Source organism: Polymorphospora sp. NPDC050346 (genome assembly GCF_040655695.1).
GTDB classification, from domain to species: Bacteria; Actinomycetota; Actinomycetes; order Mycobacteriales; family Micromonosporaceae; genus Polymorphospora; species Polymorphospora lycopeni.
The window spans coordinates 41,921-66,280 of the sequence record NZ_JBFAKM010000028.1 but is presented as its reverse complement, the minus strand read 5'-3'; the positions used below and the strand labels follow the sequence as shown (position 1 = coordinate 66,280).

At 70.6% G+C, this 24,360-nt stretch carries 23 protein-coding genes, 1 tRNA gene and 1 pseudogene; 9 read left to right on the top strand and 16 right to left on the bottom strand.

Translation table 11 applies throughout. The features are described from left to right. Positions 1 to 129: 129 nt before the first annotated feature. Positions 130 to 1,617 carry a 30S ribosomal protein S1 gene (gene rpsA, locus AB0I42_RS25600; RefSeq protein WP_357540820.1) on the bottom strand — a complete coding sequence of 496 codons (1,488 nt, stop codon included), beginning with the start codon at positions 1,615 to 1,617 and terminating at the stop codon, positions 130 to 132. Positions 1,618 to 1,996: 379 nt separating this feature from the next. Here rpsA and AB0I42_RS25595 point away from each other — a divergent pair, with 379 nt between their 5' ends. From AB0I42_RS25595 to AB0I42_RS25580, 4 genes and pseudogenes are all read left to right on the top strand, one after another. Then, positions 1,997 to 2,818, top strand: coding sequence for a class I SAM-dependent methyltransferase (locus AB0I42_RS25595; protein ID WP_357540818.1), 822 nt, complete (start codon positions 1,997 to 1,999; stop codon positions 2,816 to 2,818). Between the two features lie 133 nt (positions 2,819 to 2,951). Then, positions 2,952 to 3,176 carry a hypothetical protein gene (locus AB0I42_RS25590; protein ID WP_357540816.1) on the top strand — a complete coding sequence of 75 codons (225 nt, stop codon included), beginning with the start codon at positions 2,952 to 2,954 and terminating at the stop codon, positions 3,174 to 3,176. Between the two features lie 83 nt (positions 3,177 to 3,259). Continuing rightward, positions 3,260 to 3,484, top strand: a complete 225-nt coding sequence (locus AB0I42_RS25585; RefSeq protein ID WP_357540814.1) for a DUF2945 domain-containing protein — start codon at positions 3,260 to 3,262, stop codon at positions 3,482 to 3,484. A gap of 27 nt (positions 3,485 to 3,511) precedes the next feature. Continuing rightward, positions 3,512 to 3,841: pseudogene (locus AB0I42_RS25580) on the top strand (DUF3140 domain-containing protein); the annotation flags it as partial. 44 nt (positions 3,842 to 3,885) lie between these two features. On the opposite strand, the gene polA reads toward AB0I42_RS25580, so the two are convergent. The 11 genes from polA to AB0I42_RS25525 all read right to left on the bottom strand — a co-directional run bounded on the left by polA (position 3,886) and on the right by AB0I42_RS25525 (position 16,408). Next, a complete protein-coding gene (gene polA / locus AB0I42_RS25575; RefSeq protein ID WP_357540812.1) occupies positions 3,886 to 6,573 on the bottom strand; it encodes a DNA polymerase I in 2,688 nt (895 codons plus the stop codon). A gap of 126 nt (positions 6,574 to 6,699) precedes the next feature. Beyond that, on the bottom strand, positions 6,700 to 7,452 hold the full coding sequence (locus tag AB0I42_RS25570) for an amino acid ABC transporter ATP-binding protein (protein WP_357540885.1): 753 nt from the start codon (positions 7,450 to 7,452) through the stop codon (positions 6,700 to 6,702). A 127-nt stretch (positions 7,453 to 7,579) separates the two neighbouring features. Then, complete coding sequence (locus AB0I42_RS25565; RefSeq protein WP_357540810.1) at positions 7,580 to 8,554, bottom strand: amino acid ABC transporter permease; 975 nt, start codon at positions 8,552 to 8,554, stop codon at positions 7,580 to 7,582. A 2-nt stretch (positions 8,555 to 8,556) separates the two neighbouring features. After that, a complete protein-coding gene (locus AB0I42_RS25560) occupies positions 8,557 to 9,462 on the bottom strand; it encodes an ABC transporter substrate-binding protein (protein ID WP_357540808.1) in 906 nt (301 codons plus the stop codon). Positions 9,463 to 9,501: 39 nt separating this feature from the next. Next, the gene (locus tag AB0I42_RS25555; RefSeq protein WP_357540806.1) at positions 9,502 to 10,212 is read right to left on the bottom strand and encodes an ABC transporter ATP-binding protein; all 711 of its coding nucleotides are present in this window, start codon (positions 10,210 to 10,212) and stop codon (positions 9,502 to 9,504) included. Next, positions 10,202 to 11,011: an ABC transporter ATP-binding protein gene (locus AB0I42_RS25550; protein ID WP_357540883.1), complete on the bottom strand. Its 810-nt coding sequence runs from the start codon at positions 11,009 to 11,011 to the stop codon at positions 10,202 to 10,204. The genes AB0I42_RS25555 and AB0I42_RS25550 overlap by 11 nt, the downstream gene beginning before the upstream one ends. Position 11,012: 1 nt before the next feature. Continuing rightward, positions 11,013 to 12,122 carry a branched-chain amino acid ABC transporter permease gene (locus AB0I42_RS25545; protein ID WP_357540804.1) on the bottom strand — a complete coding sequence of 370 codons (1,110 nt, stop codon included), beginning with the start codon at positions 12,120 to 12,122 and terminating at the stop codon, positions 11,013 to 11,015. Next, positions 12,119 to 13,069: a branched-chain amino acid ABC transporter permease gene (locus AB0I42_RS25540; RefSeq protein ID WP_357540802.1), complete on the bottom strand. Its 951-nt coding sequence runs from the start codon at positions 13,067 to 13,069 to the stop codon at positions 12,119 to 12,121. Before AB0I42_RS25540 ends, AB0I42_RS25545 begins: the two co-directional genes overlap by 4 nt. Before the next feature lie 107 nt (positions 13,070 to 13,176). Then, positions 13,177 to 14,337 carry a branched-chain amino acid ABC transporter substrate-binding protein gene (locus AB0I42_RS25535; protein WP_357540800.1) on the bottom strand — a complete coding sequence of 387 codons (1,161 nt, stop codon included), beginning with the start codon at positions 14,335 to 14,337 and terminating at the stop codon, positions 13,177 to 13,179. A 254-nt stretch (positions 14,338 to 14,591) separates the two neighbouring features. After that, positions 14,592 to 15,725 (bottom strand): hypothetical protein, encoded by a 1,134-nt coding sequence (locus tag AB0I42_RS25530; RefSeq protein WP_357540798.1) that lies wholly within the window; start codon positions 15,723 to 15,725, stop codon positions 14,592 to 14,594. A gap of 44 nt (positions 15,726 to 15,769) precedes the next feature. After that, complete coding sequence (locus tag AB0I42_RS25525; protein WP_357540796.1) at positions 15,770 to 16,408, bottom strand: response regulator; 639 nt, start codon at positions 16,406 to 16,408, stop codon at positions 15,770 to 15,772. A 98-nt stretch (positions 16,409 to 16,506) separates the two neighbouring features. Between AB0I42_RS25525 and AB0I42_RS25520 the strand changes: the two genes are divergently transcribed. The 5 genes from AB0I42_RS25520 (at position 16,507) to AB0I42_RS25500 (ending at position 20,989) form a co-directional block, all read left to right on the top strand. Then, positions 16,507 to 16,593, top strand: a tRNA-Leu gene (locus tag AB0I42_RS25520). Between the two features lie 245 nt (positions 16,594 to 16,838). Continuing rightward, positions 16,839 to 17,381 carry a hypothetical protein gene (locus tag AB0I42_RS25515; RefSeq protein WP_357540794.1) on the top strand — a complete coding sequence of 181 codons (543 nt, stop codon included), beginning with the start codon at positions 16,839 to 16,841 and terminating at the stop codon, positions 17,379 to 17,381. A gap of 105 nt (positions 17,382 to 17,486) precedes the next feature. Then, positions 17,487 to 18,029: a PLD nuclease N-terminal domain-containing protein gene (locus AB0I42_RS25510; protein ID WP_357540792.1), complete on the top strand. Its 543-nt coding sequence runs from the start codon at positions 17,487 to 17,489 to the stop codon at positions 18,027 to 18,029. 190 nt (positions 18,030 to 18,219) lie between these two features. Beyond that, positions 18,220 to 19,242 carry an LLM class flavin-dependent oxidoreductase gene (locus AB0I42_RS25505; RefSeq protein WP_357540790.1) on the top strand — a complete coding sequence of 341 codons (1,023 nt, stop codon included), beginning with the start codon at positions 18,220 to 18,222 and terminating at the stop codon, positions 19,240 to 19,242. Between the two features lie 298 nt (positions 19,243 to 19,540). Beyond that, positions 19,541 to 20,989, top strand: coding sequence for a pyridoxal-dependent decarboxylase (locus AB0I42_RS25500; protein WP_357540788.1), 1,449 nt, complete (start codon positions 19,541 to 19,543; stop codon positions 20,987 to 20,989). Positions 20,990 to 21,113: 124 nt separating this feature from the next. On the opposite strand, the gene AB0I42_RS25495 is transcribed toward AB0I42_RS25500, so the two are convergent. The 4 genes from AB0I42_RS25495 to AB0I42_RS25480 all read right to left on the bottom strand — a co-directional run bounded on the left by AB0I42_RS25495 (position 21,114) and on the right by AB0I42_RS25480 (position 24,302). Beyond that, positions 21,114 to 21,584, bottom strand: coding sequence for an Rrf2 family transcriptional regulator (locus tag AB0I42_RS25495; protein WP_357540786.1), 471 nt, complete (start codon positions 21,582 to 21,584; stop codon positions 21,114 to 21,116). Positions 21,585 to 21,588: 4 nt separating this feature from the next. Then, positions 21,589 to 22,491, bottom strand: a complete 903-nt coding sequence (locus AB0I42_RS25490; RefSeq protein WP_357540784.1) for an acyl-CoA thioesterase II — start codon at positions 22,489 to 22,491, stop codon at positions 21,589 to 21,591. Next, entirely contained in the window at positions 22,488 to 23,936 is a 1,449-nt protein-coding gene (pyk, locus tag AB0I42_RS25485) for a pyruvate kinase (protein WP_357540782.1), read from the bottom strand. The genes AB0I42_RS25490 and pyk overlap by 4 nt, the downstream gene beginning before the upstream one ends. Before the next feature lie 132 nt (positions 23,937 to 24,068). Then, positions 24,069 to 24,302, bottom strand: coding sequence for a hypothetical protein (locus AB0I42_RS25480; protein WP_357540780.1), 234 nt, complete (start codon positions 24,300 to 24,302; stop codon positions 24,069 to 24,071). Positions 24,303 to 24,360 lie beyond the last annotated feature (58 nt).

The window sequence follows — 24,360 nt, the reverse complement described above, 5'->3', positions numbered from 1 at the left end:
ACCCGCGAATCGAACCCTGATCACGCGGATCTTGGGGGACGGGCGGGCGCAGCTGGGCCGGGTGGGGAAAGGCAGCGGCCCGGCCGCCAACCCCGAAGGGTCGGTCGGCCGGGCCGCTGTCGGTACGGGTTACTTGCCGCCGGCGAGCTTCTCGCGCAGGGCGGCGAGCGCCTCGTCGGTGGCGAGGGTGCCGGCCGGCTCCTCCGCCTGACGGGCCGGAGCCGGGGTGGACGACGAGGTCGCCCCGCCGCCGGCCGGAGCCGGGTTGGCGGCAGCCTCGGCGTCGGCGGCCCGGGAGGTCTGCACCTGCTTGGTGTGGGCCTCCCAGCGCTGACGCGCCTCGGCGTACTGCGTCTCCCAGGTCTCGCGCTGCTTGTCGAAGCCCTCGAGCCACTCCCCGGTCTCCGGGTCGAAGCCCTCGGGGTAGATGTAGTTGCCCTCGTTGTCGTACGTCGCGGCCATGCCGTAGAGGGTGGGGTCGAAGTGCTCCTCGCCCTCGACGAAGCCCTCGTTGGCCTGCTTCAGCGACAGCGAGATCCGGCGCCGCTCCAGGTCGATGTCGATGACCTTGACCATGACGTCGGAGCCCACCTGGACAACCTGCTCCGGGATCTCCACGTGGCGCTCGGCCAGCTCGGAGATGTGGACCAGGCCCTCGATGCCGTCGTCGACGCGGACGAACGCACCGAACGGAACGAGCTTGGTGACCTTACCCGGCACGATCTGCTGGATCGCGTGGGTGCGGGCGAACTGACGCCACGGGTCTTCCTGGGTGGCCTTCAGCGACAGCGAGACCCGCTCGCGGTCGAGGTCGACGTCGAGGACCTCGACCTCCACCTCCTGGCCGACCTCGACGACCTCGGACGGGTGGTCGATGTGCTTCCAGGACAGCTCGGAGACGTGCACCAGGCCGTCCACGCCGCCCAGGTCGACGAACGCGCCGAAGTTGACGATCGAGGACACGACGCCCTTGCGGACCTGGCCCTTCTGCAGCTTGTTGAGGAACTCGGTGCGAACCTCGGACTGCGTCTGCTCCAGCCACGCGCGACGGGACAGGACCACGTTGTTGCGGTTCTTGTCCAGCTCGATGATCTTCGCCTCGAGCTCGCGACCCACGTACGGCTGAAGGTCACGGACCCGCCGCATCTCGACCAGGGAGGCGGGCAGGAAGCCCCGCAGCCCGATGTCGAGGATGAGACCGCCCTTGACCACCTCGATGACGGAGCCCCGAACGACGCCGTCCTCGTCCTTGATCTTCTCGATGGTGCCCCAGGCACGCTCGTACTGCGCCCGCTTCTTCGAGAGGATCAGACGACCCTCCTTGTCCTCCTTCTGGAGGACCAGGGCCTCGATCTGGTCACCGACCGACACCACCTCAGCGGGGTCCACGTCGTGCTTGATCGACAACTCGCGCGAGGGGATGACGCCCTCGGTCTTGTAGCCGATGTCGAGCAGGACCTCGTCCCGATCGACCTTGACGACGGTGCCTTCGACAATGTCACCGTCGTTGAAGTACTTGATGGTCTCGTCGATCGCGGCGAGGAAGGCTTCCTCGGAACCGAGGTCGTCGACGGTGACCTTGGTGGCGCTCGAGGTGGCCTCGATGCTGCTCGTCATGTGGGCGGTTGCTCCGGTCGGATGTGTGTGTCACAGCAAGGCTGGTGTCGCAGTGACCTGTTTGCGCCAGCGGATCCGTCGACGCCACATTCGTCATGTCCGTCGACCGCGGACCTGCTCCCTGCCGAGGCACACGATCCGCGAGCGCATCGACTAGCCTACCGTGTGCATTACCACAGCATGCAAGCCCTCCCGGCACGAGTCGGGTCCCTCTTTTTCGCACCGCATTGCCACCCGGCCGATCACCCGGCCGATCTACCCGGACTTCCGACCGCATCCTGGGACGCGAACACACAATCATCTCACCTTCCGGCAAGGGCAGGAAACACCCCGACCGCCGCGCGCCGTCCCCGCCGCCGCGCACCCTAGGGTCTGCGATGTGACGGACGAGGAATCCAGGGTCACCCGGCGAACGGTGACCGACGCGGAGAGCCGGCGGGCCAACCGGGGCTGGTGGGACCAGGACGCCGACGACTACCAGGCCGAACACGGCCCGTTTCTCGGCGACGTCGACTTCGTGTGGTGCCCGGAGGGGCTGCGCGAGTCCGACGCCCGCCTGCTCGGCGACGTACGCGGCCGGCGGGTCCTCGAACTCGGCTGCGGTGCCGCCGCCGTGGCCCGCTGGCTGGTCGGCCAGGCCGCCGAGGTGGTCGCCACCGACCTGTCCGCCGGCATGCTGCGGCACGCCGCCGCCGGCGCCGACAGATCCGGGGTACGCGTACCGCTGGTCCAGTCCGACGCGATGGCGCTGCCGTTCCGCGACGGCTCGTTCGACGTCGTCTGCACCGCCTTCGGCGCCGTCCCGTTCGTCACCGACTCCGGGGCGGTCATGCGCGAGGTCCACCGGGTACTGCGTCCCGGCGGCCGCTGGGCCTTCTCCGTCACCCACCCAATGCGGTGGATCTTCCTCGACGATCCGGGTGAGGGCGGGCTGCGGGCGGTGCACTCGTACTTCGACCGCCGCCCGTACGTCGAACAGGACGAGTCCGGCACCCCGACGTACGTCGAACAGCACCGCACCCTCGGCGACCGGATCCGCGAGCTGGTCGCGGCGGGTTTCGTCGTACGCGACGTGGTGGAACCGGAGTGGCCGGCCGGGCACGAGGGCGTGTGGGGGCAGTGGAGCCCGCTGCGCGGCCGGCTCTTCCCCGGCACCGCCATCTTCGTCAGCGACAAGCCGGCGGCCACCGGCACGGCCTGACCCCGGCCACCGCGCCCACGGCCTGACCCCGGCCACCGTGCCCTGGCCGCCCGTCGGGCCGGCCCGTCCGGGCGGCCCGTTCGCCGCGGCCCGGGCCGGGTATCCGCAGGGGGCAGGCAGCACGGACACGGAGGTGAGACCGTTGGCCCGCGACCAGCAGATGAGCACCGCCGAACTCGCCGAACAGGCCCGGCACGCCGGGGTCACCGACGCCGACCGGATGGACCGGGACGAGTTGATGCACGCCATGCAGGCCCGGCCCGGCCGGTACGGCGGCGGACCGCCGCAGAAGGCGCGGTCGAGCGGCGGTCAGCAGGACCCGGCGACCCGGGGCGGCCGGCCGGGCAACCAGCGCTGACCCCAGGGCGGCGCGCGGCGGAGGACGGCCCGGTGGCCGGCTCCGCCGCGTTTCCACGAGCCCGCCCCGGGTACCCGGCCGGTATGGCGGAACGACGGGGAAAGCCCCGGGTCGGCGACCGGGTGACGTGGCGCAGCCACGGTGTGACGGTGCCCGGCACCGTGGAGGAGGAGATCGACGAGCGGACCGAGACGGCCGGCCGTACCGTCGACGCCTCGCCGGAGCATCCCCAGTTCCGGGTACGCAGCGACAAGTCCGGCCGCGACGCCGTACACCGGCCGGAGGCACTCGGCCGGGAGAAGCGCTAGCCGGGGCACCGGGCGGAGGAGGCCGGGATGCCGCACACCGACGAGGAGACCGACCGGGACTTCCGCGAGGCGGTCAACATGACGCCACGCGAACTGGAGGACTGGCTCGGCACCGACGCGTCGAAGGAGGCCGGGCAGCACAAGGGCGGCGCGGCCGAGACGACCGGGCACGAATCGGGCCGGCGGATCGTCGCCCTGCTGCGTACGAAGAAGCCCGACCTGACCGGCGACGACCGCAGCCACATGCGCAAGGTGGTCGGCTACGTGCACCGCCACCTCGCGCAACGCCCGGACGGCGACGTCACCGACACCCGCTGGCGACACTCACTGATGAACTGGGGGCACGACCCGCTGCGCTGAGCCCGTACGCCGGCCGCGCGCCGCGCGGCCGGCCCGGACGGTCAGTGGTCGGCGCTGTTCCAGTCGGTGCCGAACCCGACCGACACCTCCAGCGGCACCGACAGCGGGTAGGCGGCCCCCATCTCGGCCCGGACCAGGGTCTCCAGCCGCTCGCGTTCGCCGGTGGCGACCTCGAAGACCAGCTCGTCGTGGACCTGCAGCAGCATCCGCGACCGCAGGTCGGTGTCGCGCAGCGCCGCGTCGACCCGGAGCATGGCGACCTTGATGATGTCGGCGGCCGACCCCTGGATGGGGGCGTTGAGCGCCATCCGTTCGGCCATCTCGCGGCGCTGCCGGTTGTCGCTGACGAGGTCGGGCAGGTAGCGCCGGCGGCCGAGGATCGTCTCGGTGTAGCCCTCCTGCACCGCCCGCTTCACCACCGACTGGAGGTAGTCGCGCACGCCGCCGAACCGGGAGAAGTATTCCTCCATCAGCCCGCGCGCCTCCTCGGTCGAGATGCCGAGCTGCTGGGAGAGGCCGAAGGCGCTGAGGCCGTACGCGAGGCCGTAGTTCATCGCCTTGATCTTGCGCCGCTGGTCGGGAAGCACCTCGGCCAGCGGTACGCCGAACACCGACGAGGCCGTGGCGGCGTGGAAGTCGGCGCCGGAGTTGAACGCCTCGATCAGCGCCTCGTCCTTCGACAGGTGCGCCATGATCCGCATCTCGATCTGGCTGTAGTCGGCGGTGAGCAGCGACTCGGCGCCCTCCCCGACCACGAACGCCCGCCGGATCCGCCGGCCCTCCTCGGTGCGGATCGGGATGTTCTGGAGGTTGGGGTCGGTCGACGACAGCCGGCCGGTCGCGGCGACCGTCTGGTGGAACGTGGTGTGGATCCGGCCGTCGTCGGAGACCGACTTGAGCAGGCCGTCGACGGTCGACTTCAGCTTGGCCACGTCGCGGTGCCGCAGCAGGTGTTCCAGCACCGGGTGCGGGTTCTGCGCGAAGAGCCACTGCAGCGCGTCGGCGTCGGTGGTGTAGCCGGTCTTGATCCGCTTGGTCTTGGGCAGGCCCAGCTCGGTGAAGAGGATCTCCTGCAGCTGCTTGGGCGAGCCGAGGTTGAACTCGCGCCCGACCGCGGCGTAGGCCCCCTGGGCGGCCGCCTTCACCTCGGCCGCGAAGTGCGCCTCGAGGTTCGACAGGTAGTCGGTGTCGGCCGCGATCCCGGCCCGCTCCATCGCGGCCAGCACCTCGACCAGGGGCAGTTCGACCTCGGCCATCAGCCGGGCCGACGCCTCACCGTCCCGGTCGAGTTCCTCGTCGATCGCCTCGGCCAGGTCGAGGGTGGCCCGGGCCCGCAGCATCAGGTTCTGCTCGACCTCGCTGTCGTTGCCCAGCCCGTCCAGCGTGAGCTGCCCGTTCTGCGGGGTGTCGATCCGCAGCTCGCGGTGCAGGTAGCGCAGTGCCAGGTCGGTGAGGTCGTAGGACCGCTGGTCGGGGCGGGCCAGGTAGGCGGCCAGCGCGGTGTCGCGCCCGACGCCCCGCAACCGCCAGCCGTGCGCGGCGAACGCCAGCAGCGCGGGCTTGCTGTCGTGGATCACCTTGGGCCGCTCCGGGTCGGCCAGCCATGTCGCCACGGCGGCCTCGTCCTGCGCGTCGAGGGTCGCCGGGTCGAACCAGGCCGCCGGCCCGTCCGCGGTGGCCAGCGCCACCCCGGTCAGCGCGCCGGTGCCCCGGCCGAACGTGCCGGTGACCGCCACCCCGGTCGGCTCGCCGACCACGACGTGGTCGACCAGCCAGGCGCCGACCGCCCCCGGCGCCAGCTTCTCGCCGGCCAGGTCGAAGCCGGCCTCGGCCTCCGGCTCGACCGCCTCCAGGTACTGGTAGAGCCGGTCGCGCAGGACCCGGAACTGGAGGGTGTCGAACACCTGGTGGACCGCCTCGCGGTCCCAGCCCGCCCAGCGCGCGTCCTCGGGACGCAGCGGCAGCTCCAGGTCGGAGACCAGGCAGTTGATGTCGTAGTTGCGGATCACGTCGGCGAGCCGCTCGCGCAGGCTCTCGCCGGCCTTGCCCTTGATCTCGTCGGCCCGGGCGACGACGCCGTCGACCCCGCCGTACTGGTTGATCCACTTCGCGGCGGTCTTCGGGCCGACGCCGGGGATGCCGGGCAGGTTGTCGCTGGACTCGCCGACCAGGGCGGCCAGGTCGCGGTAGCGGTCCGGTCCCACGCCGTATTTCGCGGTGACCGCGGCGGGGTCCATCCTTGCCAGGTCGGAGACGCCCTTGCGCGGGTAGAGCACGGTGACCTGGTCGCCGACGAGCTGGAACGCGTCCCGGTCGCCGCTGCTGATCAGCACCCGCATGCCGGCGTCGCGGCCCTGGCAGGCCAGCGTCGCGAGCACGTCGTCGGCCTCGTAGCCGGGTTTCTCCACCACCGGGATACGCAGCGCGTCGAGGACCTCACGGACCAGGCTCACCTGCCCGGCGAAGTCGGCCGGGGTCTCCGAGCGGCCCGCCTTGTACTCGGCGTATTTCTCGGTGCGGAACGACCGCCGGGACACGTCGAACGCCACCACGATGTGGGTCGGCTTCTCGTCGCGCAGCAGGTTGATCAGCATCGAGGTGAAGCCGTAGACCGCGTTGGTGGGCTGCCCGGTCGTGGTGGAGAAGTTCTCCACCGGCAGGGCGAAGAACGCCCGGTAGGCCAGCGAGTGGCCGTCGAGCAACAGCAGTCGGGGCTGGTTGTCGGTCACGTCGGCCCACTCTAGTCCGGCCCCCCGACGGAAACCGCCCGCGACCCGGCCGGTCGCGCCGCCGGCCGGCCGACGGGCGCCGGCCCCGCCCGGCCCGCCACGGTACGGCGGGCCGGGCGGCCCGGTTCACAGCACCTTGGCCAGGAACGCCTTCGTACGGTCGTGCCGGGGGTTCGCGATCACCTCGCGCGGTACGCCGGACTCGACGACGACTCCGCCGTCCATGAAGACCAGCGAGTCGCCGACCTCCCGGGCGAAGCCGATCTCGTGGGTGACCACGATCATCGTCATCCCGTCGCGGGCCAGGTCCTTCATCACGTCCAGCACCTCGCCGACGAGCTCCGGGTCCAGCGCGCTGGTCGGCTCGTCGAAGAGCATCAGCTTCGGCCGCATCGCCAGCGCCCGGGCGATCGCCACCCGCTGCTGCTGGCCGCCGGAGAGCTGCCCCGGATAGCTGGCCGACTTGTCGGCCAGGCCGACCCGGGCCAGCAGCGCCTCGGCCCGCTCCCGGCCCTCGGCCTTCGACTCCCCGCGCACCCGCAGCGGCGCCTCCATGACGTTGGCCAGCACCGTCATGTGCGGGAAGAGGTTGAACCGCTGGAACACCATGCCGATGTCGCGCCGCTGGGCGGCCACCTCGCGGGACCGCAGCTCGTGCAACTTCCCGCCGCGCTCCCGGTAGCCGATCAGCTCGCCGTCGACCCAGATCCGGCCGGCGTTGATCTTCTCCAGGTGGTTGACGCAGCGCAGGAACGTCGACTTACCGGACCCGGACGGACCGAGTACGCAGCTCACCTCGCCGGTGCGCACGGTCAGGTCGATGCCGCGCAGCACCTCCAGGCTGCCGAACGACTTGTGCACCTGCTCGGCCCGGACCATCACCCCGGGCTCCGCCGTCTCCTTCACGACCTCGGCCACACCGCTCCGCTCGGTCACGCCGCCACCTCGCTCCGCTCGGCGGCGCCGTGCGACACCCTGTGCCTACCGGTTCCCTCGCTCCGCTCGGTCACGATGCCCCCGTCGTCCGGCCGGTGTTCTCGGCGCCGATGTTGCGCAGCCGCATCCGGGCCTTCTCCTTGCGCCCGTAGCCGCGGGAGAAGTGCCGCTCCAGGTAGTACTGGCCGACCAACAGGACGCTGGTCAGCAGCAGATACCACAGGCACGCCGCGACGTACATCGGGAAGACCTGGAAGGTACGCGTGCCGACCGCCTTGAGCTGGAAGAGCAGCTCGGTCGACACCGGTACGAACGCCACGAGCGAGGTGTCCTTGAGCATGCCGATCGTCTCGTTGCCGGTCGGCGGGATGATCACCCGCATCGCCTGCGGCAGCACGATCCGGCGCAGGATCTGCGACCGGGACATCCCCAGCGCCTCGGCCGCCTCGGTCTGGCCCGGGTCGACCGACTGGACACCGGCCCGGACGATCTCGGCCATGTACGCCGCCTCGGTCAGCCCGAGCGCCAGCATGCCGGCCACGAACCCGCTCAGGATGTCGACCGCGCTGAACCCGAACAGCCGGGCCTCGAAGTTCTCCACCCCGAACAGGGCGCCGATCTGCCGGTCGAACGGCAGGCCGAACTCCAGCCGCGACCACAGGATGCCCAGGTTGCCGAAGAGGAGCGCCAGCACCAGCCGGGGCACCGCCCGGAAGAACCAGGTGTAGACCCAGGCCACGCCGCGCAGGATCGGATTCTCCGACATCCGCATGATCGCGATCATGGTGCCGAGTACGACACCGATCAGCATCGAGGTCACGGTCAGCGCGATCGTGCCGCGCAGGCCGGCGATCACCGGCGGCCGGAACATGTTGTCGACCATGAACGACCACTGGAACGCCTCGTTGGTCACCAGCAGGTGCACGAACATCGACGTCAGCACGCCGATGACGACCACCGCGACCCAGCGCCCCGGATGCCGTACGGGCACGGCCTTGATCGGTTCAGGCCGTGCCCGTTCGGTTTCCATCTTGTCGAGCGACATCGCTACGCGTTGACCTCGGGGTTGTCGATGCCGCCGGCCTCGACACCCCAGTTCGCCAACGCCGCCTCGTACGACCCGTCGGCGATCAAGGCCTTCAGGGCGTCCCGCAGCACCTCGGCGAACGCCTGCTGGTCCTTGGTGACCGCGTAGCCGTACGGCGCCGACTCGTAGATGTCGCCGAGCAGCTCCAGCTGGCCGTTGGTCTGCTTCACCGCGTACGCCCCGACCGGCGAGTCGGCCAGCATGGCGTCGTTCTTGCCGCTGACCACGGCGGCGGTCGCGTCGCTCTGCGCCTGGTACTGGTCGATCGTGATCGCCGGCTTGCCGTCGGTGACGCACTTCTCCGACCGGGCGGTGATGTCGTCGAGCTGCACCGTGCCGGTCTGCACCGCGATTTTCTTGCCGCAGGCGTCGTCGGGGTTGATCCCGGCCGGGTTGCCCGTCTTCGTGGCCCACTGGGTGCCGGCCTCGAAGTAGCTGACCATCGTCACCGTCTGCAAGCGTTCGGGGTTGATCGTGAACGACGACACGCCGACCTCGTACTGGCCCGACGTCACGCCCGGCAGCAGCGCGTCGAACGGCGCCGACACGTACTCGGCCTTCAGGCCCAGCTTCGCGGCGACGGCGTTGAACAGGTCGACGTCGAAGCCGATCACCGTCGAGCCGTCGGTGTCGAGGTACTCCGCCGGCGGGTACGTCGAGTCGGTACCGACCTTGATCACGCCGTCGGCCTTGATGGCCTCCGGCACCCGGTCGGCCAGCGCCTGGTCGACCGAGGTCGACGGGGCCGGGCTCGTGCCCGAGGCACCGCCCTCGTTCTCCTGCTCGCCGCAGGCGGCCATCGACAGCGCCAACGCCAACGCGCCCGCCGAGGCGAGCACCGCCCGCCGCGCGTTACCGATCCTCATGTTTCCCGTTCCTCCCCATTCGTGCACCCCGGCAGCCGGTCAGGCAACGCCGAGGTACGCCTCCTTGACCGCCGGGTCGTGCAGCAGTTCCTGGCCGGTCCCGCTCTTGACGATCCGCCCGGTCTCCAGGACGTACGCCCGGTGCGCCCGGGACAGCGCCTGCTGGGCGTTCTGCTCCACCAGCAGGATCGTGGTGCCCTGCTCGTTGATCTCCGTGATGATCGTGAAGATCTGCTGGATCAGCATCGGCGCCAGACCCATCGACGGCTCGTCGAGGAGCAGCAGCTTGGGCCGGCTCATCAGCGCCCGGCCCACCGCCAGCATCTGCTGCTCACCGCCGGACAGCGTGCCGCCGGACTGCTTGCGCCGCTCGGCCAGCCGCGGGAACAGGTTCAGCACCCGGTCGAGGTCGGCGGCGATGCCGGCCTTGTCCTTGCGGGTGTAGGCGCCCATGTCCAGGTTTTCCAGCACCGACATGCCGGGGAAGATCCCCCGGCCCTCCGGCGCCTGGCACAGGCCCCGCTGCACGCGCAGGTCGGCCCGCAGCTTGGTGATGTCCTCACCGGCGAACTTGATGGAACCCGATGCCACCGGCCGGATGCCGGAGATCGCCCGCATCGTCGTCGACTTGCCGGCACCGTTCGCGCCGATCAGGGCGACGATCTCGCCCTCGTCGACGGTGAGGCTGATGCCGTGCAACGCCTGGATCCGCCCGTAGAGCAGGCTGACGTCCTCGATCTCAAGCAGCATCGTCCGGCACTCCAAGGTATGCGGCGATCACCTTCGGGTTCTCCCGCACCTCGGCGGGCAGCCCTTCGGCGATCTTCTTTCCGAACTCCAGCACCACGATGCGGTCGGTGACTCCCATGACCAGTCGCATGTCGTGCTCGATCAGCAGCACGGTGATGCCCCGGTCGCGGATCTGCCGGATCAGGTGGAGCAACTCCTCCTTCTCGGCCGGGTTGAAGCCGGCCGCCGGCTCGTCGAGGCACAGCAGCACCGGATCGGTCGCCAGCGCCCGGGCGATCTCCAGCCGCCGCTGCTCGCCGTACGACAGGTTGCGGGCCATCTCGTGCGTACGGCCCTCGATGCCGACGAACTTGAGCAGCTCGGCGGCCTTCTCCTGGCCCTCGCGCTCCTCTTTCCAGTGCCGGGGCAGCCGCAGCAGCGCCGAGATCACGCTGGTCTTGTGGTGCGCGTCCGCGCCGACCTGCACGTTCTCCAGCGCCGTCATCTCCGGGAAGAGCCGGATGTTCTGGAACGTACGGGCCATGCCCATCTTGGTGATCATGTGCCGCTTCTTGCCGGTCACCTTCTCGCCGCGGAACCGGATCTCGCCCTCGGTCGGGCGGTAGATGCCGGTCATCGCGTTGAAGCAGGTGGTCTTGCCGGCACCGTTCGGCCCGATCAGTCCGAGGATCTCCCCCTTGTAGAGGGTGAAGTCCACGTTGTTGAGCGCGACCACGCCACCGAAGCGCAGCGTGACGTTGTCGACCTCCAGCAGCGGCTCACGGCTGACCGGAGCCGCCGCGGCCTCCTCCTTGGCCAGCTCAGCCACCGACGATCACCTCCTTGCGGCGGTCCTTGAACTCGGCCGCTCTTCGTCGGTTCGGAATCAGGCCCTGCGGCCGGAAGATCATCATCACCACGAGGACCAGACCGAACGCCAGGAACCGGTACTCGTAGAGCTGCACACCGAGGATCTCGATGCCCCGGAACCGCTCGATCAGGTAAGCCACCAGGCCACCGCCGACGATCGCCCCGACGATGTTGCCGGAGCCGCCGAGGATCACCGCCGCCAGGATGATGATCGAGTTGAGCAGCTCGAAGCTCTGCGAGTTGATGAAGTTCTGTTTACCGGCGAACAGTGCACCGGCCAGACCGCCGATCGCCGCACCCACGGCGAACGCCCACAGCTTGAACTTGAACGTCGGCACACCCATGAGCTGCGCCGCGTCCTCGTCCTCCCGGATCGACACCCAGGCCCGGCCGACCCGGCTACGGGTCAGGTTCCGCACCCCGAGGACCACCAGGATGATCAGCGTGAGTACCAGCCAGTAGTAAGGTCGCGGGTCCAGCACACCGAAGATCGGCTTACCGTCCGGGTAGCTGCCCGGCGGGTGCGGAACCTGGTTCATGCCCCGCTGTCCCTTGAGGAACTCCGAACTGGTCGCCGCGATCCGGATCATCTCGGCGAAGCCGAGCGTCACGATCGCCAGGTAGTCACCGCGCAACCGCAGCGTCGGCGTACCCAGCAGCACACCGGAGATCATCGTGATACCGATCGCGAGCGGCAGCGCCGCCAGCCACGGCCACAACGTCTTCAGATCGCTGCCCGGCGAGGTCAGCACCGCCACCGTGTACGCACCGACGGCGTAGAAGCCGAAGTAGCCCAGGTCGAGCAGGCCGGTGAACCCGACCACGATGTTGAGTCCGACCGCGAGCAACACGTAGATCGAGACCGTGAAGAGCACCTGCCCGAAGTTGGACTCGGTGGTCGGGATCGGCCCGAGGTACTGGTAGAACTCCTTGTTCGGCAGGGCGTAGAAGAAGACGATGATCGCGCCGATCGCCGCCCACCGCACCCACTTCGGCGCGTTGTGCCAACGCTCGGCCATCGCAGCCTTGCCGTCGCGCACCTTGTTCACGAACGTTGTCATGCGCGTGCCCTCCCCAGTGACTCCCCGAGCAGACCGGTCGGCCGGAACATCAGCAGCACGACCAGCGCGGCGAAGGCCACGAAGTCTTTCCATTGCGAGCCGAACAGTTCGGCCGCGTAGTTCTCCACGAGGCCGAGCAGCAGACCGCCGACCAGCGCGCCGCGCAGGTTGCCGATACCGCCGAGCACCGCCGCGGTGAACGCCTTCAAGCCCAGCAGGAAGCCCACGCTGTAGGTGAGCACCCCGATCCGGATGTTGTAGAGCAGACCCGCCACACCGGCCATCGCGCCACCGGCGATGAACACCAGCATGATGACCCGGTCCTTGTTGACACCCATCAGCGCCGCCGTGTTCGGGTCCTGCGCGACCGCGCGGACACCCCGGCCGAGCCGGCTGCGGTTGATGAACGTGTCCAGCAGCACCATCATCACCAGTGCCGCGCCGACGGTCAGCAACTGCACCGGGGTGATCCCGACGCCGCCGATGGTGATCACCGGCGTGTTCGAGACGATCGTCGGCACACCCTGCGGCAGCCGCCGGGTGTAGACACCGAACGCCTCGGCGATCACGATCGACGCGCCGATCGCGGTGATCAGGAAGGCCAGCGGCGGGGCGTTGCGCTTCCGCAGCGGCCGGTAGGCCACCCGCTCCACCAGCGTCGCGGTCGCCGCCGACGCCAGCGCCGCCACCACCATCGCGACCAGCAGATAGAGCAAGATCGTCCCGAACCCGCTGATCACCGAGTTCTGGTCGAGTCCGAACGCACTCCAGGTCCACAGCGCGGCGAAGGCGCCGGCGATGAAGACCTCGGAGTGCGCGAAGTTGATAAGTCTGAGCACGCCGTATACCAGCGTGTATCCCAGCGCGACCAGGGCATAGATCGCACCCTGTGTCAAGCCGGTCGTCGTCAGTTCTCCGAAGTTGGAGAACAACCCGTCGAAGTTCAAGGGGGGTGCTCCATCAGGCTTGAAACGAAAGTCGGGTGCGGCCGGGAGCGCGCAAGCTCCCGGCCGCACCCGCGATCACTGCTGAGCCGCCGCAGACGCGGAGACCATCAGGACTTGGGGATCTCCTGGTCCGGCACGACCGCACCGTTGACAACCTTGAACGCCCAGACCTTGACCTGGGCCGGGTCCAGCTCACCGGTCTCGGTGAACTTGTAGGACGCCGCGACACCCTCACCGCTGTAGCCGCCGACGAACTCCAGCAGCCCCGGGCGGGTGGTCTTGCCGTCCTTGATACCGGCGAGCAGGATGTTCGCCGCGTCGTACGCCGTGTCGCTGTAGGTGCCCGGGTCGGTGCCGTTCAGCGCCTTGAAGTCGTTGACGAAGGTGCCACGGGCCTCGGCGGCCGGCGCGCACGGGCAGGTCAGGATCGTGCCCTCAGCCGCAGCCTGGCCGGCGGAGGTGATGTAGGCCGGGTCGTTGACGCCGTCACCGGCGACCAGGGTGGCGGTGATCCCGGCAGCGGTGAGCTGCTTACGGATCAGGCCGGCCTCCTGGTAGTAGCCGCCGTAGAACACGGCCGTCGCGGCCGACGAGCGGACCTTGGCGATGACCGCCGAGAAGTCGACCTGCTTGCCCTCGCCCTGGACCTTGTCCTCGCCGACGATCGCGGTGCCGAGAACCTTCTTGACCTCGTCGGCCAGACCCGCGCCGTAGGCCGACTGGTCGTCGATGACGTAGACCTTGTCGGACTTCAGCACGTTCTTGATGTAGTTGCCGGCGGCGGGGCCCTGGCTCAGGTCGTTGCCGACCGCCCGGAAGAAGGTCTTCCAGCCCTGCTCGGCCAGGCTCGGCCGGGTCGCGGACGGGGTGATGGTGACCAGACCGGCCTCGGAGAAGAGCGGACCAGCGGCCTCCGACTCACCCGAGTAGGCCGGGCCGACGATGCCGAGGATCTTCTCGTCGTCGATGGCGCGCTGCGCCAGCGCCGGCGCCTGGTCGGGGCTGCCCTGCGAGTCCAGCGGGACCAGCTCGACGGTGCAGTCCGGGTTGGCCTTGTTGTACTGGTCAACAGCGAGCTTCACGCCGTTGTTCTCGTTGATGCCGAGCGCCGCCGAACTGCCGGTCAGCGCACCGAAGAATGCGATCTTGTTGCCGCAGGCGTCGCCGCCGGCCTCCGTGCCGCCATCGCCGCTGCTACAAGCTGCGGCACCAGCGACGAGAGCCATCATGGCCACGCCACCGACCACCCGCGCGAGCTTCTGCCTCAAGGCCCGAACCCCTTCTCCATCCGACGGCTCGATCCACCCGCCGTCGATTGGCTCTTGCGGCATGGAGGGAGCCCGACCGTTAACCCGGTCTGGGGCGGGACGTTATCCCACTACACGGGCGGCCCGTAAGGTCTAGCGAGTGGCGTTGACCTAACCGTTACGTGCAGTGCTCAGATCGATGTTACGCGTGTAATACGCACCCGGACTTCCAGGGCGTATGACGCCCATACGCAGGGCCGACAGCCGTCCCGCCGTCACACCGCCGGCGCCACCCACAGCCGCCCCTCCCGACCGTCGTCGACGACCAGCACCACCCGCCCACCGGCCGCCGCCACCCCTGCCGACCGGTCACCGCCGGCCGGCAGGTCGTCCGGCCCCGACAACACCCGCCACGAATCCCCCGCGTCCGGCGACACCCACAACCCGTGCCGGCCACCGTCCCACGTCACCACCACCAGCCCCGCCGCCAGCGGCGCCACCGCCTGCACCGCCCCACCCGCCCCACCCGCGCCGAACCGGCCCACCGCCCGCCACCGCCCCCAGCGGTCGTCCTCCGCCCGCCACGCCCCGAACGACGCCCCACGCACCCCGACCACCACCGGCCCGGCCGCCGTCACCACCACCCGCTGCGGACGCTCCCGCGCCCCGTCGCCCGGCAACCCGACCCGGGTCCACGCCACCGCGTCCGGCGAAACCCACACCACCGCCGCGTCCGCCCCCGCCGTCACCGCCCCGGCCAGCACCCAGCCCGCCGGCCCGGCCGCCACGTCGTACGCCCAGGTGACCCCCCGGTCGTCCGACGCCAGCCCAGGCAACCCGGCCCGCAACTCGAACCCGGCCGCGTCGGGCGAACTCCACACCGCCGCGCCCGACACCCGGTTGCCGGCGATCAGCCAACCACCGGCACCACCGGCGATCCGGCCGACATTGCGGGCCTCGGCACCGCCGTACAACTCGAACGGCGCCGGCACCTCGACCAGCGAACCGTCCGGAACCTGCCGCCAGGTGACCACCCGCGGGTTGCCGTGCACCCCGCCGCTGCGCGCCCCCACCACCGCGACCACACCGTCGCGGCACCCGACCGAATACAGCACCGCCCGCTGGCCGTAGAAGCTCTCGGCGGCCACCCCGACCGGCGACCACGTGCTCGTGTCGGCACTGACCCAGGCCGCCGGCCGGGTCTCGCCGTCCGCCGCCTCCACCGCGCCGACGACGTACCAGCGGTCGCCGCAGGCTGTCACGTCCCGGACGACGACCCGGCCGGGCGTCCCGTCCGGCACCGGCAACGTCCCGCGCTGCCAGCGGACCGGCACCGGCCCGTCGTCGTCGGACGAGCCGCCACACGCGCCGGCGCAGACCAGCACCCCGGCGAGCAGAGCCGCCACCAACCGCCGGCGACTCCCCCGTGGAGCCGGCCGGCGGCCCATCCGGATCAGCTCGCGCCGGTCGTCTCGCCGGCCCCGGCCGCCGGTGTCTGCCCGGTGCCCTCGGCGAGAATCCGCTCGGCGACCTCGCGCATCGTCATCCGGTGGTCCATCGCGGTGCGCTGGATCCACTTGAACGACTGCGGCTCGGTCATCCCGTACGTGGTCATCAACGCGCCCTTGGCCCGCTCCACGACCTTGCGGGTCTCCAGCCGGTCGGTGAGGCCGGCGACCTCCGACTCCAGCGCCGCGATCTCGGAGTAACGCGACAGCGCCACCTCGATCGCCGGCACCAGGTCGCTCTTCTGGAACGGCTTCACCAGGTAGGCCATCGCACCGGCCGCCCGCGCCCGCTCCACCAGGTCACGCTGGCTGAACGCGGTCAGGATGATCACCGGGGCGATCCGCCCGCCGGCGATCCGCTCCGCGGCGGCCAGCCCGTCCATGATCGGCATCTTGATGTCGAGGATGACGAGGTCGGGCTTGAGTTCCTCGGCCATGCGCACGGCCGCCTCGCCGTCGCCGGCCTCGCCGACCACGTCGTAGCCCTCCTCGACGAGCATCTCGGCCAGATCGAGCCGGATCAGCGCCTCGTCCTCGGCGATCAGCACCCGCCTGCGCTCGGCACCCGCCTGCGTCTCGGCCACGAAGCCCTACCCCCACGATCGTCAAATCCAACGCTGCCTCAATGCTGCCGCATCAGCGTAGTCGGGTACAGTGAGTCGCACCCGCCGGGATGGCGGATGCCGGGATGGAGGAATCGGCAGACTCGGATGCCTCAAAAGCATCTGCCCGAAAGGGCGTGCGGGTTCAAGTCCCGCTCCCGGCACCAAAATACCGCACACATGTTCGATAGTGAACAGCGTGCATCCACCCGAACTACGCGCTCGTGCCCGACAGGCGTTTCTGGCAGGCCGAACCGTGACAGACACGGCAAGAGCGTTTGGGCTGCCCTACTCCACCGTCTGGCACTGGTGTGTCGACCGCCCCGATCGAGCCATCCGCGGCACAGCCCTACGTTGCTTCCGCTGCCTGCCTGACGACAACCCCCAGCCAGACCTCGGTTCCTACTCCTATTTGCTGGGCCTCTATCTCGGCGACGGGCACCTGGTCGCATCCGCGCGGGTTCCGGTCCTGAGCATCGCCTGCACGGAGACGTACCCCAGACTGATCGATCTGTGCGAGCAGGCAATGTTGGCCGTACTCGCCAACCGGGTCCAGCGGGTACCGAAGAAGGGCAGGGGCTACGTCGCGGTCCAGAGCTACGGGAAGCACTGGCCGTGTCTGCTGCCCCAGCACGGCCCGGGACCGAAGCATCTGCGTCCGATCGTGCTCGCCGGGTGGCAGCGCCGGGTCGTCGCGGAACGGCCGGGCGACTTCCTGCGCGGCCTCTTCCACTCCGACGGCTGCCGGATCGACAACCGGGTACGCCGGGCGGGTCGCGAGTACTCCTATCCGCGATACCTGTTCACGAACCGGTCGGCGGACATCCTGGGCCTCTGCCGCTGGGCACTGGACCTGCTCGGGATCGCCTGGCGGATGAACCGGCCGGACTCGCTGTCGGTGGCCCGCCGGGACGCGGTCGCCGCTCTCGACCGGCATGTCGGGCCGAAGTCCTGACGGGTGTCGCGGGCGCGCCGGGCCAACGTCCCTGACATCTGTGAATAATCCTCTCCTATCGGACTGCCCAGCGTTAGCTTCGCGGTAGACGCAGAGGGGGAAACCATGTCCGAGGGAATCGGCTTCTGGGAAGCGTTCTGGCTACTGATCATCTTCATACCGCTGCTGCTGGTCTGGGGCTTCGCGATCGTCGACATCTTCCGGCGTACGGACGTGTCCGGCCTGGCGAAGGCGTGCTGGATGGTCGCCGTGGTGCTGATGCCGTTCGTCGGCACCCTGCTCTACCTGCTCTTCCGGCCGGCCCGGGAGACCGCGGCGGCCGCCGGCCCGGCACCGGAGCGGCCGGTGCGGCAGCCCGACCACGGCCCGCAGTACACGGCGCAGAACCGCGCCGAGCAGTTGCGGCTGCTGGCCGACCTGCACGACCGGGGCAAGCTCAGCGATCCGGAGTTCTCGGCGGAGAAGGCGCGGCTGGCGGCCGTACCGGTGCCGGGCGCGGAGTCGAAGGGTCCGCTGCTGACCCGGCCGACCATCACCACCACCCGGATGGCGGCCCCGGAGCTGTCGAAGGAGGGCATGCCGGCCGGGACGCCGGCCAACGGCAGCGCGCCGGCCGAGCCGCCGATGGCGGACAGCGCCAAGGCGTGACGGTCCGCGTGATCAGGAATCTGGTCCCGCGTGTCGCCGGCGTGTCGCCCGCGCCCGTCCCTGATCACGGTGATCAGGGACGGGCGCGGCGGGGCCGGAAGCGGGCGCGGCGGGGCCGGGGACGGGCGCGGCGGGAAACCACCGCGCCGGTTCCGGAAGAAACCGGGTGCCGGACGGGTTGGCAAGGCGTGTGAACGACGTACCTCTCGACGTACCCCTGTCTGTCCTTGACGTTGCCCCGGTCGCGGCCGGGGCGGGCGCCGGTGAGGCGCTGCGGCACACGACCGAGCTGGCCCGGCGCACCGAGGCGCTCGGTTTCCGCCGGTTCTGGGTGGCGGAGCACCACAACATGCCGGCGATCGCGAGTTCGGCGCCGGCGGTGCTGATCGCGCATCTGGCGGCGGCGACGTCGTCGATCCGGGTGGGTTCGGGTGGGGTGATGCTGCCGAACCATCCGCCGCTGGTGGTGGCCGAGCAGTTCGGCACGCTGGAGGCGTTGCATCCGGGGCGGGTCGATCTCGGGATCGGGCGGGCGCCGGGGACCGACCAGGTGACGGCGCTGGCGTTGCGGCGGACGATGGAGGGGTTGTCGGCGGAGGCGTTCCCGCAGGAGTTGGAGGACCTGATCGCCTATTTCGACGGCGAGCGGCGGCGGGGCACGAGTGCGACGCCGGGTGGTGGTGACATGCCGGCGATCTGGTTGTTGGGGTCGAGCGGGTTCAGTGCGCGGCTGGCCGGGTTGATGGGGTTGCCGTTCTCGTTCGCGCACCATTTCAGCGCGGCGAACACGGAGCCGGCGTTGGCGTTGTACCGGGACAGTTTCCGGCCGTCGCGGTGGTTGGAGAAGCCGTACGCGATGGTGGCGGTGAACACGATCTGCGCGGATTCCGACGAGCGGGCGCAGTGGTTGGCGGGGCCGAGCGGGTTGTCGTTCCTGCGGTTGCGGGCGGGGCGGCCGGAGCCGCTGGTGTCGCCGGAGGAGGCGGCGGCGTATCCGTACTCGGATCTGGAGCGGGACTTCGCGCTGGAGCGGCAGCGGGGTCAGGCGGTGGGTTCGCCGGAGACGGTGCGGCGGCAGTTGGCGGATCTGTTGGCGCGTACGGCCGCCGACGAGTTGATGTTGACGACGATGGTGTACGACATCGGGGACCGGGTGCGGTCGTTCGAGTTGGTCGCCGAGAAGGTCGTGGGTGGGTTGCGCCGGGAGGGGTGAGTCCGGGGTGGCCGGTGGGGTGGAGCGAAACATGATCTTCATCTGGGTGACACCGGCTGGTCCCGGTCGCGGCCTAGTCTCGTATCCGGTGGTGGTTCGACGCGCGTGGTCGTGACCGGTTCGGGTGTGCTGGCCGCATGGTGTGCCTGGGTGCATGGTGTGTGCCGGCCGGATCGGTGGCCGCGTGTCGTCGCGGTGTGTATGTGCCGCGCCGTGCCGGTGGGGGTTTGTTCGCTTCCACCGGCGCGGACGGCCCCGGGCCTTGATCGGGGCACCCGGATTTTGATCGACTTCAGTCATGACCACTCACATGGACGCCGAGGAGTTCCGGCGTAACGGGCATGCGGTGATCGACTGGATCGCCGACTACTGGGCGTCGCTGGAGCGGCGCCCGGTGCTGTCCCTGGATCAGCCCGGCGCGGTCGCCGGCCGGTTGCCGTCCGCCGCGCCGGAGCGCGGTGAGGACTTCGACCGGATTCTGGCCGATCTGGACGCGGTGGTCATGCCGGGGGTGACGCACTGGCAGCATCCCGGCTTCTTCGGCTATTTCCCGGCCAACGTCTCGGGGCCGAGCGTGCTCGGCGACCTGGTGAGTTCGGGGCTCGGGGTGCAGGGGATGTTGTGGGCGACCGGGCCGGCGTGCACCGAGGTGGAGACGGTGATGCTGGACTGGCTGGCGGATCTGCTGGATCTGCCGGCGCGGTTCCGGTCGTCGGGGACCGGTGGCGGGGTGATCCAGGATTCGGCTTCGTCGGCGACGCTGGTCGCGACGCTGGCGGCGCTGCACCGGGCGAGCAAGGGGCGGTGGCGCGGCGACGGCGTGGAGGGCCGCTACACCGTCTACACGTCGACGCAGGGTCATTCGTCGATCGAGAAGGCGGCCCGGATCGCCGGGATCGGGGACGGCAACGTGCGGCCGGTCGAGGTCGACGACCGTACGTTGGCGATGGATCCGGCGGCGTTGCGGTCGATGCTCGACGCCGACATCGCGGCGGGGGCCCGGCCGGCGCTGGTGGTGGCGACGATCGGTACGACGTCGACGACGGCGGTCGACCCGATTCCGGCGATCGGGGCGATCTGCCGGGAGTACGGGGTGTGGCTGCACGTCGACGCGGCGTACGCGGGGGCGTCGGCGGTCTGCCCGGAGTTGCGGTGGACGCACGCGGGGTTGGAGTACGCGGACTCGTACTGTTTCGACCCGCACAAGTGGTTGTTGACCGGTTTCGACTGCGACGCGTTCTGGGTGGCCGACCGGGCGGAGCTGGTCGAGGCGCTGACGGTGTTGCCGGAATACCTGCGCAACGCGGCCTCGGAGTCCGGTGCGGTGCTCGACTACCGGGACTGGCAGGTGCCGTTGGGGCGGCGGTTCCGGGCGCTGAAGCTGTGGTTCGTGCTGCGCTGGTACGGGGCGGAGGGGTTGCGGGAGCACATCCGGGGCGGGGTCGAGATGGCGGCCGGCTTCGCCGGGCGGGTACGCGCCGACGACCGGTTCGAGGTGGTGGCGCCGCATCCGTTCTCGTTGGTGTGTTTCCGGCTGCGGGACGCGGACGGGGTGGACGGTGACGCGGCGAGCGCGGCGCTGCTGGCCCGGGTGAACGCGGGTGGCCGGATCTATCTGACGCACACCCGGGTGCGGGGTGCGTACGCGCTGCGGCTGGCGGTGGGTGCGCCGCAGACGCGGGCGTCGCACGTCGAGGAGGCGTGGCGGTTGATCAGTGCGGAGGCGGCGGCGGTGCTGGCCGGCTGAGTGGCGGGTGGCCCCGCCCGGCCGGGCGGGGCCGCGGCGTCTCGTGCGGGCCGGCCGGTCGCGGCGGGTGATGCGCGCCGGCCGGCCGGTCGCGGCGTCTCGTGCGGGCCGGCCGCGGGGTCGGTCAGGTCCAGGCGCGCGGGTCGGCGACGAGGTCGCGGATCCGTTCGGGCAGTTTGCCGGTGGCCACGTCGACGATGGTGACCGTCTCCAGGATCTCCCGTTCGCTGGCGCGCAGCGCGATCCAGACCTCCTGGAGGGCGCTGGCCGCGCCCCGGTAGCCGAGTTCCTCGGGGCGCTGCCCGCGTACGTGGGCGAGGGGCCCGTCGATCACCCGGATCACGTCGGCGAGGGTGATCTCGGCGCCGGGCCGGGCCAGCCAGTAGCCGCCTTCGGGACCGCGCTGGGCGTGCACGATGCCGCCGCGGCGAAGCTGCAGCAAAATGCTCTCCAGGAACTTCGGCGGGATCTCCTGGGCCCGGGCGATCTGTTCGGCGGTCACCGGCGCTCCGGGTCGCCCGGAGGCGGGGTCGGCGGCGGCGGCGAGTTCGGCGGTCGCGCGCAGCGCATAGTCGACCCGGGCGGAGAGACGCATGGCGTCACCCTACTTGCGGTGGTCGTCCCTGCTCACGGCGGACCAGCCCTTCCTGTACGGCGCTGGCGATGTGTCGGCCGTCGGGGCCGAACATGCGGCCGGTGGCGAGGCCGCGGCCGCCGGACGCCGATGGGCTGGCACAGTCGTAGAGGAACCATTCGTCGGCGCGGAACGGCCGGTGGAACCACAGGGCGTGGTCGAGGCTGGCGCCGGCGACACCGCCCGGGCCCCAGACCTCGCCGTGGGTCGACAGGACCGCGTCGAGCAGGGTCAGGTCGGAGGCGTACGTCAGCGCGCAGGCGTGCAGGAGCGGGTCGTCGGGGAGCTTGGCGTCGATCCGCATCCAGACCCGCTGGTTGGGTTCGGCGGGCCGGTCGCCGGGGCGTACCCAGCCGGGTTCGCCGACGTAGCGGACGTCGATCGGGCGGGGGATCTGGCCCCAGATGCCGAGCCGTTCGGGATAGCGGGCGAGTCGCTCGGTCATCGTGGGGACCTCGTCGGGCCCGGGTACGTCGGGCGGCAGCGGGGTCTGGTGGTCGAGGCCCTCTTCGGGGTGCTGGAACGACGCCGACATGAAGAAGATCGTCTTGCCGTGTTGGACGGCGACGGACCGGCGTACGGAGAAGGACCGGCCGTCGCGGATGTTCTCGACCTGGTATTCGATCGGCTCGGTGGGGTCACCGGGACGGACGAAGTAGCCGTGCAGGGAGTGCACGTGGCGGCTCGGGTCGACGGTGCGCCCGGCGGCGACGAGGGCCTGGCCGGCGACCTGCCCGCCGTAGACCCGTAGCGGGCCTACGGGCGGGCTCGTCCCGAGGAAGGTGGTGTCGCCGAGCCGCCTGAGGTCGAGCAGTTCGAGCAGTTGCTCGACGGCGGCGGCGCCGGTGACGGGACTACCGGGGGTCACTGGAGGGCCCGGGCCGCCGCCGCGTCGACGAGTGAGCCGAGCTGGTGCACCCGCAGGGTGTTGGTGGAGCCGGGGGTGCCGGGCGGGCTGCCGGCGACGATGACGACGTAGTCGCCGGGGTTGGCCCGGCCGAGGCCGAGCAGGGCCTGGTCGACCTGGCGGAACATGTCGTCGGTGTGCTGGACGAACGGCATGAGGAACGTCTCCACGCCCCAGGAGAGGGCGAGCTGGTCGCGTACCTCGGGGACCGGGGTGAAGGCGAGCAGCGGCAGTTCGCAGTGCAGCCGGGAGAGGCGGCGTACGGTGTCGCCGGTCTGGGAGAAGGCGACCAGCGCCTTGGCCCCGATGTTGCGGGCGATCTGCGAGGCGGCGACGGTGAGCGCGCCGCCGTGGGTGCGCGGGTCGTGCTGGAGGCGTGGGACACCGATCGAGCCGGACTCGGTGGTGTGGACGATCTTGGCCATGGTGCTGACGGTCAGGACCGGATATTTGCCGACGCTGGTCTCGCCGGACAGCATCACGGCGTCGGCGCCGTCGAGTACGGCGTTGGCGACGTCGGACGCCTCGGCGCGGGTCGGGCGCGAGTTCTCGATCATCGAGTCGAGCATCTGGGTGGCGACGATGACCGGCTTGGCGTTCTCCCGGCTCAGCTGCACGGCCCGCTTCTGGACCAGGGGAACCTGGTCGAGCGGGAGTTCGACGCCGAGGTCGCCGCGGGCGACCATGACGCCGTCGAAGGCGTCGACGATCGACTCGAGGTGGGTGACCGCCTCCGGCTTCTCGACCTTGGCGAGCACCGGCCGGCGGATGCCGACCTCATCCATGATGCCGTGGACGAGCTTGATGTCCTCGGGTGAGCGGACGAACGACAGCGCGATCATGTCGGCGCCGAGCCCGAGCGCGAAGCGCAGGTCCTCGGTGTCCTTGTCAGACAGCGCCGGCACGCTGACGGCGACGTTGGGCAGCGAGACGCCCTTGTTGTTGGAGACCGGGCCGCCCTCGACGACCAGGCAGCGGATGTCGTTGCCGGCGACGGAGGTGACCTCGACGCCGACCTTGCCGTCGTCGATGAGCAGCCGGTCGCCGGCGCGGACCTCCTGCGGAAGCTTGCGGTAGGTGCACGAGACCCGGTCGGCGGTGCCGAGGATGTCGTCGCTGGTGATCACGACCGAGTCGCCGGTGCGCCATTCGTGCGGCCCGTCGGCGAACCGGCCGAGGCGGATCTTGGGCCCCTGGAGGTCGGCGAGGACGGCGACGGCCCGGCCGGCGGCGCGGGCGGCCTGGCGCACCAGCTGGTAGACCTGCTCGTGGTCGGTGTGGCTGCCATGGCTGAAGTTGAGCCGGGCCACGTCCATGCCCGCTTCGACCAGGCCGCGGATGCGTTCCGGCGACGAAGTGGCAGGGCCAAGAGTGCAGACGATCTTTGCACGGCGTGTCACGCCCATCAGGCTAGTCTCTCCCCCGGACCGGCCCCACGACCGGCCCTTGTCGGATATCCGAACACCTATCCAACACCGGATGGTGCACACGTGACCGGATGTCGCCACTCCGGTCGGAATCGGCACTGCCCGGCGTCGTCACCGGCGCTCCCGCGACCCGGTGGTGTCGGCCAGCGGCACCCTGGTCGACGGCGGAACTGTCGGCGGGTGACGGCGCCACCGGGACACACCGCCCTCGGGCACCATCGCCGTCGGCACGGCACTGGTCGGGGCGGCGGCCGCCGGTACGGCGGTGCCGTCGGTCCGGTGCCGGCGGGCATCGGTGACCGCACCGGAAAGCCTACTCCTCGACGTCACCGCGGTGTCGGCCACCACACCCCCCGGGAGAAACCGCCCCTACGGTGCGGTTCCACCCCGGTGCCGACCGGTC